The following is a 13,041-nucleotide window of genomic DNA, read 5'->3' as shown; positions in this document are numbered from 1 at the left end:
AAGCCGGTCGACCCCGTTCGAGAATGAGGTGAACGCAGGTGAGCCGCATCTACGACTGCGCGGACGAGACCGCCCGCAAGGACGGCATCGCCGACGCCGCGTCCGCGGTACGCCGAGGCGAACTGGTGGTGCTGCCCACGGACACCGTGTACGGCATCGGCACCGACGCCTTCAGTCCCTCCGCGGTGGCGAACCTGCTCGCCACCAAGGGGCGCGGCCGCGACATGCCGCCGCCGGTCCTGGTCGGTTCGATGCGTGCGGCGACCGCCCTCGTCGAGGACCTCGGCAACCATGGCCGCGACCTCATGGAGGAGTTCTGGCCCGGCCCGCTGACCCTCGTGTGCACCGCCACCCCCAGCCTGTCCTGGGACCTCGGCGACACCAAGGGCACGGTGGCCGTCCGGATGCCGATGGACCCCGTCGCCCTCGAACTCCTCAAGGAGGTCGGGCCCATGGCGGTGAGCAGTGCCAACAAGTCGGGCCTGCCCGCCGCCACGCGGATGGAGGAGGCGCTGGAGCAGCTCGGTGACGAGGACGTCGCCGTGTACCTGGACGGGGGCGAGACCGACTCCCCGGTCGCCTCGACCATCGTCGACCTGACCTACGCCGTGCCGCGGGTGCTGCGGTCCGGCGCCATCTCCATCGAGCAGCTGCGCGCGGTGTGCGGCACCGTCATCGGCGAGCTGCGCCAGGGCCGCATGAAGCCGGTCAAGGAGGAGGACGTCGCCAAGGCCGGCGAGGCCGCCAAGGCGAGTCGCAGGGCCGCGTCCCGGCCCGAGGCGCCCGCCGCCGGAGGGACCGGGGGAGCGGACCCGGCCCCGGCCCCCGGGAGCGGGGCCGCCGAGGGCACGGCCTCCGAGAGCGGAGCCGCGGCGGCCGGGGCGGACACGGAAGCCGCCCCGGGCGAGGACCGGGCGACCGGCGGCGCCGCCGCCGGGAAGGACGGCGGGACCCCCGGGACGGGGCGGCTCCCCGACGGCGACCGTTCCGAGAACTAGAGGGGCCAGGCCGTGCGAGAGTACGCGCTCACCTTCGTCATCGCCGCGGCGGTGACGTACCTGCTCGTGCCCCTGGTGCGCAAGTTCGCCATCAGGATCGGGGCCACCCCGCCGGTGCGCGACCGCGACGTGCACACCGAGCCCATCCCGCGCCTGGGCGGGCTCGCCATCTACGGGGGGTTCGCGGCGGCCCTGCTGATCTCCGCACAGCTTCCGCACCTGCAGAACGTCTTCGTCGCCGACACCTGGCTGGGGCTCCTCCTCGCGGGCGGCCTCATCACGGTCATCGGGATCATCGACGACCGCTGGGGCATGGACGCGCTCAGCAAGCTGGCCGGCCAGGTCGTGGCCGCCGGCATCCTCGTCGCCAACGGCGTGCAGCTGCTGTGGCTGCCCCTGCCCGGCACCCAGCTGTCCCTGGGGCCGTGGCTGGGCGCGATGGTCTCGATCCTGCTCATCGTGGTGACCATCAACGCGGTCAACTTCGCCGACGGCCTGGACGGGCTGGCCGCGGGCATCGTCGGGATCTCCTCCCTGGCGTTCTTCGCGTACTACTACGTGGTCGCCGTCGAGCAGGGCTTCGTCCGCCAGTCGTATCCGGCGATGATCGCGATCATCCTCGCGGGCACGTGCGCGGGCTTCCTCTTCCACAACTTCCACCCGGCCCGGGTGTTCATGGGCGATACCGGCTCGATGCTGCTGGGGCTGCTGCTCACCTCGATCACCATCACGGTGACCGGCCAGTTCGACGCCAACACCGCACGTGAGGAGTTCAACTCCGGCGGGCTCGTGGTGTTCCTGCCGATCGCCCTGCCGCTCCTGGTGATCGCGCTGCCGCTGGCCGACCTGGTGCTCGCCGTGCTGCGCAGGACCCTCGCGGGCAAGTCCCCCTTCGCCCCGGACCGCGGCCACCTCCACCACCGCCTGCTGGACATGGGCCACAGCCACATGCGGGCCGTCCTCCTCATGTACCTGTGGGCGGGGATCGTGGCGTTCGCCGCGGTGTCCCTGTCGGTGTTCGACTCCCCGGTGATCGTCCTGACCGTCACCGCGCTGGTCGCCACGTGTGCTGTCGGCCTCATCGCCCTGCCCCGCCTGCGCCGCCGCGGCCTCCTGCCGTGGGACCGCAAGGAGGGCGTTAAGACGGGGTCAGGTCACGATTCGCCATCTGATGCCTGAGGGGGCCCGGGTATTCGGGACCAAGGTCTCGGAAGGCGGTGGCGGTGACCTGCGGAGGCACAGGTCGGACGGGTGTGGTGAAGGTGACACGGGCCCCGGAGAAGGCCCGGAACGGGCGTTTTGCGGGGCGTTAAGGTCGCGTTAAGGAACCCCCGGATTCAGCACCGAGAACCTTGTGATAGCTTTCACGAGCAGGTACCCACTGAACCCCTACGGAGCTTTGTGATGCAGGAACACGACGCCCGGATCCTCCGTGGCGCCGCGCTTCCCAGCGCTGCGTGCGGGCTCCTGGCCATTGCGGTCTCCGCGCTCCTCGCCGGCGTCGCGGGAGCCCTCAGCTCCCTGTTCGCCGTGGTGATCGTGCTCGGCTGCTTCGGGCTGGGACAGTGGGCCGTCCTCATGATCACGCGCCGCAACAAGGACCTCTTCCTGGCGGCGAACCTGCTCGGCTTCGTCGTCAAGATGGCGGTGCTGGGCGTCATCCTCGTCACCCTCGGCCGCAGTCCCCTCGTCGAGGACCTCAGCAGTGCAGCCTTCGTCTACAGCGCCCTGGCGGTCGTGCTCGCCTGGCTGGGCGGCCAGACGTGGGCGATCTCGAAGGCCAAGATCCTTCACGTGACCCCGAACGAGGGTTCGGAGAACGCGTGATGGGGTGCCCCGTTGCAGCCCGTCGGGAAGGGCGTATTACCCTGAACCTCGGCAGGCGGACGGCCCCGTTCCCGCCAAGGCCCACATGCTATATTCCGGAGCGAGATGAGCAGCGAACCAGCCAGAAAATCGGAGAAGCGCACGCCCCCGGCACCGCGCGAGTCCGACGGCTGGGCACTCTTCTCCACTCTGCTCTCGGGCGTGCTCGTCTGGAGCGCGATCGGCTGGGCCGCGGACAAGCTCCTGGGGTTCCAGGCGCTCTTCCTGCCCATCGGGGCGGTTCTGGGCATGGTCGGCGCGATCTACGTGATCGTCGCCAAGACCCGCCAGGTCTGAACCCTCCCGCCAGTCCGGCGTCGACGATCGTGCGACGACGCTCTGTAACAACCATCAACGAGGCTTTCTTGCGTCACGACGAAAGGATTCGCCGTGAGTGCTGACGTGCGCATTCTCGCGGCCGAACCGAATTGCCACCTGTTCGGTGACAACGGTTGCGGGTTCACGCCGCCCACTATCGGGATGTTCTTCCCGGAACCGTGGTTCGCCAACATCCCCGGCAGCGCGGGCATCGACCTGTACTTGGTCCTGCTTCTCGTCGCCGTCGGTGCTGTCCTGCTTCTGTGGTCGTGGTTCAGCAAGAAGCTGAGCCTCGTCCCTGGTCGCAGGCAGAGCGTCGGCGAGATGCTGGTCCTGTTCATCCGGGACCAGATCACCCGCCCGACGATGGGCGCCAAGGGCGACCGGTTCATCCCGTTCATGACCGGCGTCTTCACGCTCATCCTGGCCATGAACTTCACGGGGCTGATCCCGGGCATGCTCCCGGTCAACAGCAACCTGGCCTTCACCGCGATGTTCGCCGGGGTCATCTACGTGATGACCATCGTGATCGGCATCCGCAACCAGGGCGGCTGGGGCTACTTCCGGAACCAGATCTTCCCGCCCGGGATGCCCAAGCCGATCTACATCCTGGTCACCCCGATCGAGATCCTCTCGGTCTTCCTGATCCGCCCGGTCACGCACGCCCTGCGTCTGTTCGCGACCATGTTCGCGGGCAGCCTGCTGCTCGCCGTGTTCGCCTACGGCGGCTGGTACATGCTCAACCTGACGGCCGAGCCCCTGCTGATCGGTGTCTCGGTCCTCTTCTCGGGCGCGGCGCTGTTCGGCTACCTCGCCTTCTTCGTCTTCGAGATCGTGATCATGCTCGTCCAGGCGTTCATCTTCACGCTCCTGGCGAGCCTGTACATCAACCAGTCGCTCGAAGCGGCCCACTAGACCCCCTTCCCCCTCTGCGCGGCCGACCGGCCGTACCAGGGGCGAGAAGAACTGACCCGTCCACACCGGCGAACTGACCAATTGCGACGAGCAACGCCGGACGTCGAGTAAAGGGAAACATCAATGGACATCGCTGCGATCACCGGCAACATCAACACCATCGGCTACGGCATCAGCGTCATCGGCGCCGGTATTGGTGTCGGTATCGTGTTCGGTCTCGGCATGCAGGCCATCGCCCGCCAGCCCGAGGCCCGCGGCCCGCTGCAGACTAACATCTACCTCGGCTTCGCCCTCATCGAGGCCCTGGCGATCCTTGGCTTCGTCCTCGCCTTCGCCGCTCCCCAGGGCTAGTCGAACTTGCCAACCGTTTTCTGATGGCAACTGACGCGAAGGAGGGCTGACCATGTTGGTGGAGTTGGCAGCCGATTACAACATTCTGCGGATCGACTGGGTGAAGTTCACCTTCGGTGCGATCGCGCTCGCCGTGGTCTACTTCTTTGTGGCCCGCAAGGCGGTTCCGAAGGTGATGGCGGTCCTCGACGAGCGTCATGACGCCATCGAGGGTGGCATCGAGCGGGCCAAGCGCGCCGAGGCCGAGGCCGAGGAGATCCGCCAGCAGTACCGCGAGAAGCTCGAGGAGGCGCACCGCGAGTCCGCCCAGGAGCTCGAGCGGGCCAAGGAGCAGCGGGCGGCGATCATCGCCGAGGCGCGCGAGGAGGCCCAGGCCGAGGCGCGCCGCATCGTCGAGGCGGCCCACGCCCAGATCGAGGCCGACCGCCAGCAGGCCATGGTGCAGCTGCGCGGTGAGATCGGCGGCCTGTCCGCCGACCTGGCCGGTCGCATCGTGGGTGAGACCCTCAGCGACAGCGCCGTCCAGAACCGCGTCATCGACCGGTTCCTGGACGAGCTGGAGCAGAGCCAGAGCACGCAGCAAGCAGAGGTGCGCTGATGCGTGGTATCAGCCGCACGTCGCTGGTCGAGGTGACCCGGCGCCTGGACGAGAACGTCCTGGCGTCGGCCGGCACCGCGCAGAGTGGTGTCTCCCTGGGCAGCGAGCTCTTCGAGGTCGTCGCCCTTCTCGGGAGCCAGCACTCGCTCCGCCGGTGGCTCGCCGACCAGGCGAACCCGGCAGAGCGCAAGACCGAGCTGATCGGCGAGCTGCTGGAGGCCAAGGTCTCCCCGTCCACGGTCATCGTGGCCGGCGACGTGGTCTCGGCGAAGTGGTCCGGTCCGCGCGACCTCGTGGACGCGATGGAGCGGATGGCGGTCTACGCGACCGTCGCCGCGCTCCAGAGCGCCTCGGCGCTCGACGAGCTGGAGGACGAGCTGTTCCGCTTCCAGCGGATCGTCGCCGCCCAGCCCGAGCTGCGCGAGGCCCTCACCCGTGAGGCGGTCGCCCCCGAGCAGCGCCTCTCCCTCCTGGAGAGCCTGCTCTCGGGCAAGGTGAACGCCGCGACGCTGACGCTGGTCGGCGAGGCGGTGACCCGACCCCGGCGACGTACGCTGGAACAGGCGCTGGACCACTTCGGGGGACTCGTCGCGGAGCGCGCCAAGCGCTACGTGGCCGTCGTCCGCAGCGCCGTCGCCCTGAGCGAGAGCCAGCAGTCCCGGCTCGGGGCCGCGCTCTCGCGCGCCTACGGCCGCGACATCCACCTCAACACCGAGGTCGCCCCCGAGATCGTGGGGGGCCTGTCCATCCAGGTGGGTGACGAGGTCATCGACGGGACCATCGCCGGGCGTATCGCCGAGGTCCAGCGCCGCCTGGCCGGCTGACAGTACGCAAGGCAAGCACGCACGGCGCCAGCCCGGCGCCATTTGAGAGCAAGGACAACGTAGAGATGGCGGAGCTGACGATCCGGCCGGACGAGATCCGGGACGCGCTACAGCGCTTCGTCCAGTCGTACGAGCCTGAAGCCACCCGCGCGGAAGAGGTCGGTACCGTCACCTACTCCGGTGACGGCATCGCCCGCGTCGGTGGCCTTCCCTCGGCGATGGCGAACGAGCTGCTGAAGTTCGAGGACGGCACCCTCGGTCTGGCCCAGAACCTTGAGGTCGGCGAGATCGGTGTCGTCGTGCTGGGCGACTTCACCAGCATCGAGGAGGGGCAGAAGGTGCGTCGCACCGGCCAGCTCCTCTCGGTGCCGGTGGGCGACAACTTCCTCGGCCGCGTGGTGGACCCCCTGGGCGCCCCCATCGACGGCAAGGGCGAGATCGAGTCGACCGAGCGGCGTGAGCTGGAGCTCCAGGCCGCCTCGGTGATGGAGCGCAAGCCGGTCCACGAGCCGCTCCAGACCGGCATCAAGGCGATCGACTCGATGACCCCGATCGGCCGCGGCCAGCGCCAGCTGGTCATCGGCGACCGTCAGACCGGCAAGACCGCGGTCTGCATCGACGCGATCATCAACCAGAAGGCCAACTGGGAGTCGGGCGACCCCGACAAGCAGGTGCACTGCATCTACGTCGCGATCGGTCAGAAGGGCTCGACCATCGCGGGTGTGCGCGGCGCCCTCGAAGAGGCCGGCGCGATGGAGTACACCACGATCGTCGCCTCCCCGGCGTCGGACGCGGCCGGCTTCAAGTACCTGGCCCCCTACACCGGTTCGGCCCTGGGCCAGCACTGGATGTACGAGGGCAAGCACGTCCTCATCGTCTTCGACGACCTCACCAAGCAGGCCGAGGCCTACCGTGCGGTGTCGCTGCTGCTGCGCCGCCCGCCGGGCCGTGAGGCCTACCCCGGTGACGTCTTCTACCTGCACTCCCGTCTCCTGGAGCGCTGCGCGAAGCTCTCCGACGAGATGGGCCGCGGCTCGATGACGGCGCTGCCGATCATCGAGACCAAGGCGGGCGACGTCTCGGCGTACATCCCCACCAACGTCATCTCCATCACCGACGGCCAGGTCTTCCTGGAGTCCGACCTGTTCAACCAGGGACAGCGTCCGGCCATCAACGTCGGTGTGTCGGTCTCCCGTGTCGGTGGCGCGGCGCAGACCAAGGCGATGAAGAAGGTCTCCGGCACCCTCCGTCTGGGCCTGGCCCAGTACCGCGAGCTCGAGGCCTTCTCCGCCTTCGGCTCGGACCTGGACTCCGTCTCCAAGCAGCAGCTGGAGCGCGGCGCCCGCCTGATGGAGCTCCTCAAGCAGGGCCAGTACTCGCCCTACTCCATGGAGCAGCAGGTCGTGTCGATCTGGGCCGGTACCACCGGCCGCGTCGACGACGTCCCGGTCGAGGACGTCCGCCGCTTCGAGGACGACTTCCTGGAGCACCTCGGCCGCGACCACGCCGGCCTCCTGGAGACGATCCGGGACACCGGCAAGTTCGAGCCCGAGACCGAGAAGTCCCTCGACCTGGCCCTGGAGAAGTTCAAGCAGGGCTTCCAGACCTCCGCGGGAACCCTCCTGGGCACCGAGGCCGAGGCCGAGGCGCTCTCCGAGGAGAAGGTCGGCCAGGAGACCATCAAGGTCGCCAAGGGCGGGAAGTAACCCATGGGTGCACAGCTTCGCGTCTATCGCCGGAGGATCCGCTCGACGAAGTCGATGGCGAAGATCACCCGCGCGATGGAGCTCATCGCCACGACGCGCATCACCAAGGCGCAGCGTGCGGCTGAGGCTGCTGGGCCCTACGCGCGGGAGATCACCCGGGCGGTCTCGGCCCTGGCCAGCCGGGTGTCGGACCACCCGCTGCTGACCGAGTCCGAGAACCCGACCCGCGCTGCCGTCCTGGTCATCACCAGTGACAAGGGCCTGGCCGGCGCCTTCTCCGCCAACGTGCTGAAGGAGGCGGAATCCCTCACCCAGCTCCTCCGGGAGCAGGGCAAGGAGGTTCTCACCTACATGGTGGGCCGCAAGGGCGTGGCCTTCTACAAGTTCCGCGATCGTCCGATCGAGGCGCAGTGGGAGGGCTTCACCGAGCGTCCGACCTACGCGCACGCCCAGGAGATCGGCTCCGCCCTCATTGAGAAGTTCCTGGCGGACGCGTCCGACGGCGGCGTCGACGAGATCCACGTGGTCTCCACGGAGTTCGTCTCGATGCTGACCCAGCGGGCCGGCACCGTCCGCGCGCTGCCGCTGGAGGTCGAGGAGAGTGACGAGAGCGAGCTCGAGGCCGCCCACGGAAGTGAGCCGCTGCCGCTGTACGAGTTCGAGCCGTCCGCGGAGGAGGCGTTGGACGCCCTGCTCCCGCAGTACGTGACCAACAGGATCTACTTCGCGCTCCTCGACGCCTCCGCCTCCCAGCAGGCGTCCCGCCGTGCGGCCATGAAGGCCGCCACGGACAACGCCGAGGAACTCGTCAAGAACCTGGGACGCCTGGCCAACCAGGCGCGCCAGGCCGAGATCACCAACGAACTCAGTGAGATTGTCGGCGGTGCCGACGCCCTCTCCGCTGCCAGCGCAGGAAGTGAGTAGCAAAAGTGACTGCGACAGTTGAAGAGACGGCTGGGGCTGGCACCGCCACCGGCCGTATCGCCCGGGTGACCGGGCCGGTCGTCGACGTGGAGTTCCCCGTCGGCTCCCTGCCCGCCATCTACAACGCCCTGCACACCGACGTGACCGTCGGCGGCAAGGCCAAGACCATCACCATGGAGGTCGCCCAGCACCTGGGTGACAACCTGGTGCGGACCATCTCCCTGGCCCCGCAGGACGGCCTCGTCCGCGGCGCCGAGGTGCGCGACACCGGTGCGCCCATCAGCGTGCCCGTCGGCGACCTCGTCAAGGGCCACGTGTTCAACACCCTGGGCGAGCCCCTGGACGTGTCGGCGGAGGAGCTCGGCGTCACCGAGCGCTGGCCGATCCACCGCAAGGCCCCGTCCTTCGACCAGCTCGAGTCCAAGACCGAGATGATGGTCACGGGCATCAAGGTGATCGACCTCCTCACCCCGTACGTGCGCGGTGGCAAGATCGGCCTGTTCGGTGGCGCCGGTGTCGGCAAGACCGTGCTGATCCAGGAGATGATCACCCGTATCGCCCGCAACTTCGGCGGTGTGTCCGTGTTCGCCGGCGTCGGCGAGCGCACCCGTGAGGGTACGGACCTGTTCCTGGAGATGGACGAGATGGAGGTCCTCCAGGACACCGCTCTCGTCTTCGGCCAGATGGACGAGCCCCCGGGCACCCGTCTGCGGGTCGCCCTGTCCGCTCTGACGATGGCGGAGTACTTCCGCGACGTCCAGAACCAGGACGTGCTTCTCTTCATCGACAACATCTTCCGTTTCACCCAGGCGGGCTCCGAGGTCTCCACGCTGCTGGGCCGCATGCCCTCGGCCGTGGGCTACCAGCCCAACCTGGCGGACGAGATGGGTCAGCTCCAGGAGCGGATCACCTCGACCCGCGGTCACTCGATCACCTCGATGCAGGCGATCTACGTGCCCGCGGACGACTACACCGACCCGGCGCCGGCGACCACCTTCGCCCACCTGGACGCGACGACCGAGCTCTCCCGCCCGATCTCGCAGAAGGGCATCTACCCGGCGGTGGACCCGCTGACGTCCACCTCCCGCATCCTCGACCCGCAGTACGTGGGCGAGGAGCACTACCAGGTGGCGCAGCGCGTCAAGGAGATCCTCCAGCGGAGCAACGACCTCCAGGACCAGATCGCCATCCTCGGTATGGACGAGCTGTCCGAAGAGGACAAGATCGTCGTGAACCGCGCCCGCCGCATCGAGCGCTTCCTGTCGCAGAACATGTTCGTGGCCGAGAAGTTCACCGGCACCCCGGGCGTGTTCGTCCCCCTGGAGGAGACCATCGCCTCCTTCAAGGGCCTGTGCGACGGTGAGTACGACCACCTGCCCGAGCAGGCCTTCCTCGACGTCGGCAACATCGACATGGCGGTCGAGAAGGCCAAGCAGCTTCAGGGCTAGAACCGCGCGAAGCGTCCGTTCAGGGTGGTGGCGGGCGACGGGCGGGACAGTTTCTCCGGCCGGGCCGGTCCCGAACGACAACACGTCGGGGCCGGCCCGGCCGAACCCACCCGCTAGCCGAGGAGTTTGTGGCAGTGTCGAAGAAGCTTTTCGTCGAGATCGTCTCGCCCGAACGTGAGATTTGGGCCGGCGAGGGCGACATGGTCATCGCGAAGACCGTCGAGGGCGAGATCGGTGTCCAGCCCGGGCACATCCCGGTGCTCTCGCTGCTGGCCCACGACGCCGTCGTTCGCGTACTGGGTGCGCGGGAGACCGGAGAGGTCCGGGCCGCCGCGCACAGCGGGTTCGTCTCGGTCTCGGGTGAGGGTCGTGTCTCCATCCTCGCCGAGACCGCCGAGCTCGCCGAGGACATCGATGTGGACCGTGCGCGCACGGCGCTGAAGAACGCGACCGAGGCCGGCGACACCGTCGCCCTGGGCCGCGCTCGGAGCCGCCTGCGCGCTGCTGGCGAGGACGTCGCCTAGCGAACCGGGACGGCGGAACGGCAGTGGGCATGGAACGACCGCTTCCCGCTCAGGCGGGACCGGGCTCCTGGCTGGGGTCCGCGCAGTGGGTGTTCTTCGCCCTGCTCTTCGTCTTCCTCGCCGTGGTGCTCGCCGTCACCGTGCGCCGCTGGGTACTCGTCCAGCGGGGCGGCGCGGTCGAGTGCTACCTGCGCACACCGGGCGGGAGGGGCCGCCGGGGCTCCTGGCGTATCGGCTTCGGCCGGTACGGGACGGAGAACCTCGGCTGGTTCCCGATCTTCTCCCTGAGGCCGCGGCCGACAGTCTTCCTGTCGCGCCGCGGCCTCGTCGTCGTGGGGAGGCGCGTCCCGAGCGGTGAGGACACCGAGCACCTGCCCGCGGACGTGACCGTCGTCCGGATCGGCTGGGCCGCCGAGGACGGCAGCGAGCCCCGGGACGCGGTGTACGAGATCGCCATGAGCGAGAGCGCTCTGACCGGGTTCCTGTCCTGGCTGGAGTCGATGCCCCCGGGGACGCAGTGGGAGGCGTGACCCCGCGAGGGTTCACAACCGCCCCGTGCTGTGCCTAGCATGGCGGCATGATCGTCGCATTCTCTGTTTCTCCGCTCGGGACCGGTGAGTCCGTCGCCCCCGCCGTCGCGCGGGCCGTGAAGGTCGTACGCGAGAGCGGGCTGCCCAACGAGACCACAGCCATGTTCACCAGCGTCGAGGGCGAGTGGGACGAGGTGATGGACGTCGTCAAGCGGGCCGTCGCCGCCGCGGGCGAGGGGTCCGCGCGCGTGTCCCTCACCCTCAAGGCCGACATCCGCGAGGGCGTCTCGGACGGCCTGCACAGCAAGGTCGAGTCCGTCGAACGGGAACTCGGCGACTCCTGAGGTCCTCGGGTCCTTCCGCGGAACCGGCCGGACACGGCAGGATGCGGTTCCATGGCCACTTCCCGATTCCGCGTCCTGTTCGCGCCGCTACTCCTGGCGCCCCTGCTCGCCGGCTGCTACCCGTCCGGCGGCCACGTCGGTGCCGTGGCCACGGGCCACTTCACCGCCCAGCACCGGTTCCCGGTCGTGATCGTCACCTGGTGCGGTGACGACCCGCCCCGCCAGATCGACCTGGCGGGGGACTCCCGGACCCTGCACCTCGTCGCCACCCGCGAGTTCGGCGGGAGCGAGCTGGAGGTCGACCTGGCCGCGCCGGGGGAGGACTGGGAGATCCTCGACGAGGACGGCAGGGCCGTCTACAGGATGGGCCCGGAGTCCCCGGACGAGGAGTACGCCCTCGGGGTGGGGTCGGCCGAGGCCGAGCCCGGGGAGTCCGCCGAGCACGACATCGGGACGCTCACCTTCACCACCGGGGCGCTGGCCGCCGAGCAGGGGGTGTACACGGAGGCCGAGGGCGCCTCCGCCGCCGGGGCCGTTCCGCAGGAGGAGTTCCCGCCCGAGTGCTGAGCCGCCGGGACATGCCCTAGCGTTCGCCCCCGGGCTTCCAGAGCACCTCGTCGCCCTCGCCGGCCACGTACCGGCCGAGGATGAACAGAAGGTCGGAGAGCCGGTTGAGGTACTGCGCGGTGAGCGGGTTGACCGTGTCGCCGTGCTCCTCGACGGCGGCCCACACGCTGCGCTCCGCACGGCGCACCACGATCCGCGCCGTGTGCATCAGCGCCACGGTGGGGGAGCCTCCGGGGAGGATGAAGCTGCGCAGGGTGGGGAGGTCGGCGTTGTAGTGGTCGCAGGCCTCCTCCAACCGGGTGACGTACTCGGGGAGGACCCGCAGCGGCGGGTACTCCGGGTCCGGCACGATCGGGGTGGAGAGGTCGGCGCCCAGGTCGAACAGCTCGTTCTGCACCCGGCCGAGCAGGACGCGCACGTCCCCGGGGACCTCCCCCAGGGCGAGCGCGACGCCGATGGCCGCGTTGGCCTCCTCCGTGTCGGCGTACCCGACGAGGCGTGTGTCGTTCTTGCCGGTCCTGCTCATGTCGCCGAGGGCCGTCGTGCCGGCGTCGCCGGTACGCGTGTAGATCTTCGACAGAACGACCGGCTTGTCCTTGTCCCGTGTGGTCATGCCCCCACCCTAGTGCGGCGGCCCCGGGGGTCCCGGGCGCCGCCCGCGGTCCCCCTGCCCGCGGCCCGTCCGGGCGGCGCCGTGGCCGGGGCCGTGCCGCTCGGGCGCGGCTTCCGCGGGACCGCCGGGAGCGCGGGCCCCGGGCTGCGGACGGTACCCGCTCCCCTCGTTGTCACGGAGGATAACTGTTCAGTATCAGGGGGTGAAGGTGATGCACCTCACTGATACATTGGGGCACGAGGAAGCTACTCAACGTAGTTTCCGGTGGTGTTCTACGCGTCAAGTCCCGGATGGGAAGAGGGGGCCACCCGGGGCCACCGCGCAGGGGGAGGCACCGCGAGGGGCGGGCGGCGTGAAACCGGGGGGTTCACACCGCCCGCCCCCATGTGCGCGCCCCGGCGGGGCGCCGGGGGGGGGGGGGGGGGGCGCGGCGGGGGCCCCGCCCCCCCCCCCCGCCCCCGGCCCCCCCCCCCCCCGCCCCCCCCCCCCCGCCGCGCCCCCCCCCCACCAACCGA

Annotated in this window: 16 protein-coding genes; 15 read left to right on the top strand and 1 reads right to left on the bottom strand. The window is 69.6% G+C overall.

From position 1 onward, the window contains the following. Positions 1–38: 38 nt before the first annotated feature. The 15 genes from ACIRPH_RS23765 (at position 39) to ACIRPH_RS23695 (ending at position 11,913) form a co-directional block, all read left to right on the top strand. Positions 39–998, top strand: coding sequence for an L-threonylcarbamoyladenylate synthase (locus ACIRPH_RS23765; RefSeq protein ID WP_402917976.1), 960 nt, complete (start codon positions 39–41; stop codon positions 996–998). A gap of 12 nt (positions 999–1,010) precedes the next feature. Continuing rightward, entirely contained in the window at positions 1,011–2,177 is a 1,167-nt protein-coding gene (locus tag ACIRPH_RS23760) for an MraY family glycosyltransferase (protein WP_402917973.1), read from the top strand. Between the two features lie 225 nt (positions 2,178–2,402). Then, positions 2,403–2,825, top strand: a complete 423-nt coding sequence (locus ACIRPH_RS23755) for a hypothetical protein (RefSeq protein WP_402917970.1) — start codon at positions 2,403–2,405, stop codon at positions 2,823–2,825. 105 nt (positions 2,826–2,930) lie between these two features. Then, positions 2,931–3,161, top strand: coding sequence for a hypothetical protein (locus ACIRPH_RS23750; RefSeq protein WP_402917967.1), 231 nt, complete (start codon positions 2,931–2,933; stop codon positions 3,159–3,161). Positions 3,162–3,266: 105 nt separating this feature from the next. Beyond that, entirely contained in the window at positions 3,267–4,097 is an 831-nt protein-coding gene (gene atpB, locus ACIRPH_RS23745; protein WP_402918593.1) for a F0F1 ATP synthase subunit A, read from the top strand. A 123-nt stretch (positions 4,098–4,220) separates the two neighbouring features. After that, a complete protein-coding gene (atpE, locus tag ACIRPH_RS23740; RefSeq protein WP_267946340.1) occupies positions 4,221–4,448 on the top strand; it encodes an ATP synthase F0 subunit C in 228 nt (75 codons plus the stop codon). A gap of 55 nt (positions 4,449–4,503) precedes the next feature. Then, positions 4,504–5,046 (top strand): F0F1 ATP synthase subunit B, encoded by a 543-nt coding sequence (locus tag ACIRPH_RS23735; RefSeq protein WP_267950496.1) that lies wholly within the window; start codon positions 4,504–4,506, stop codon positions 5,044–5,046. Next, entirely contained in the window at positions 5,046–5,870 is an 825-nt protein-coding gene (locus tag ACIRPH_RS23730) for a F0F1 ATP synthase subunit delta (RefSeq protein ID WP_402917962.1), read from the top strand. The genes ACIRPH_RS23735 and ACIRPH_RS23730 overlap by 1 nt, the downstream gene beginning before the upstream one ends. Before the next feature lie 65 nt (positions 5,871–5,935). Further along, a complete protein-coding gene (atpA, locus tag ACIRPH_RS23725; protein ID WP_402917959.1) occupies positions 5,936–7,576 on the top strand; it encodes a F0F1 ATP synthase subunit alpha in 1,641 nt (546 codons plus the stop codon). A 3-nt stretch (positions 7,577–7,579) separates the two neighbouring features. Then, positions 7,580–8,500 carry a F0F1 ATP synthase subunit gamma gene (locus ACIRPH_RS23720; RefSeq protein WP_402917956.1) on the top strand — a complete coding sequence of 307 codons (921 nt, stop codon included), beginning with the start codon at positions 7,580–7,582 and terminating at the stop codon, positions 8,498–8,500. 5 nt (positions 8,501–8,505) lie between these two features. Beyond that, the gene (gene atpD / locus ACIRPH_RS23715; RefSeq protein WP_267946336.1) at positions 8,506–9,948 is read left to right on the top strand and encodes a F0F1 ATP synthase subunit beta; all 1,443 of its coding nucleotides are present in this window, start codon (positions 8,506–8,508) and stop codon (positions 9,946–9,948) included. A 134-nt stretch (positions 9,949–10,082) separates the two neighbouring features. Beyond that, entirely contained in the window at positions 10,083–10,472 is a 390-nt protein-coding gene (locus ACIRPH_RS23710) for a F0F1 ATP synthase subunit epsilon (protein ID WP_267946335.1), read from the top strand. Positions 10,473–10,501: 29 nt separating this feature from the next. Further along, positions 10,502–11,002 (top strand): DUF2550 domain-containing protein, encoded by a 501-nt coding sequence (locus ACIRPH_RS23705; RefSeq protein WP_402917952.1) that lies wholly within the window; start codon positions 10,502–10,504, stop codon positions 11,000–11,002. 47 nt (positions 11,003–11,049) lie between these two features. Then, positions 11,050–11,346 (top strand): MTH1187 family thiamine-binding protein, encoded by a 297-nt coding sequence (locus tag ACIRPH_RS23700; protein ID WP_402917949.1) that lies wholly within the window; start codon positions 11,050–11,052, stop codon positions 11,344–11,346. A 51-nt stretch (positions 11,347–11,397) separates the two neighbouring features. Continuing rightward, positions 11,398–11,913, top strand: coding sequence for a hypothetical protein (locus ACIRPH_RS23695; protein ID WP_402917946.1), 516 nt, complete (start codon positions 11,398–11,400; stop codon positions 11,911–11,913). A 16-nt stretch (positions 11,914–11,929) separates the two neighbouring features. On the opposite strand, the gene ACIRPH_RS23690 is transcribed toward ACIRPH_RS23695, so the two are convergent. Further along, the gene (locus tag ACIRPH_RS23690; RefSeq protein ID WP_402917943.1) at positions 11,930–12,526 is read right to left on the bottom strand and encodes a cob(I)yrinic acid a,c-diamide adenosyltransferase; all 597 of its coding nucleotides are present in this window, start codon (positions 12,524–12,526) and stop codon (positions 11,930–11,932) included. Between the last annotated feature and the right edge of the window lie 515 nt (positions 12,527–13,041).

It is taken from the genome of Nocardiopsis sp. NPDC101807, assembly GCF_044766605.1.
In the GTDB taxonomy this organism is placed as follows: domain Bacteria; phylum Actinomycetota; class Actinomycetes; order Streptosporangiales; family Streptosporangiaceae; genus Nocardiopsis; species Nocardiopsis tropica.
The sequence above is the reverse complement of the archived record's forward strand: the minus strand, read 5'-3'. Positions and strand labels throughout refer to the sequence as shown.

Excerpts from the sequence above, each read along its gene's own strand:
- ACIRPH_RS23755 (WP_402917970.1), top strand. The coding sequence starts at position 2,403 with ATGCAGGAACACGACGCCCGGATCCTCCGTGGCGCCGCGCTTCCCAGC.
- ACIRPH_RS23750 (WP_402917967.1), top strand. The coding sequence starts at position 2,931 with ATGAGCAGCGAACCAGCCAGAAAATCGGAGAAGCGCACGCCCCCGGCA.
- atpE (WP_267946340.1), top strand. The coding sequence starts at position 4,221 with ATGGACATCGCTGCGATCACCGGCAACATCAACACCATCGGCTACGGC.
- ACIRPH_RS23730 (WP_402917962.1), top strand. The coding sequence starts at position 5,046 with ATGCGTGGTATCAGCCGCACGTCGCTGGTCGAGGTGACCCGGCGCCTG.
- atpA (WP_402917959.1), top strand. The coding sequence starts at position 5,936 with ATGGCGGAGCTGACGATCCGGCCGGACGAGATCCGGGACGCGCTACAG.
- ACIRPH_RS23720 (WP_402917956.1), top strand. The coding sequence starts at position 7,580 with ATGGGTGCACAGCTTCGCGTCTATCGCCGGAGGATCCGCTCGACGAAG.
- ACIRPH_RS23705 (WP_402917952.1), top strand. The coding sequence starts at position 10,502 with ATGGAACGACCGCTTCCCGCTCAGGCGGGACCGGGCTCCTGGCTGGGG.
- ACIRPH_RS23700 (WP_402917949.1), top strand. The coding sequence starts at position 11,050 with ATGATCGTCGCATTCTCTGTTTCTCCGCTCGGGACCGGTGAGTCCGTC.
- ACIRPH_RS23695 (WP_402917946.1), top strand. The coding sequence starts at position 11,398 with ATGGCCACTTCCCGATTCCGCGTCCTGTTCGCGCCGCTACTCCTGGCG.
- ACIRPH_RS23690 (WP_402917943.1), bottom strand. The coding sequence starts at position 12,526 with ATGACCACACGGGACAAGGACAAGCCGGTCGTTCTGTCGAAGATCTAC.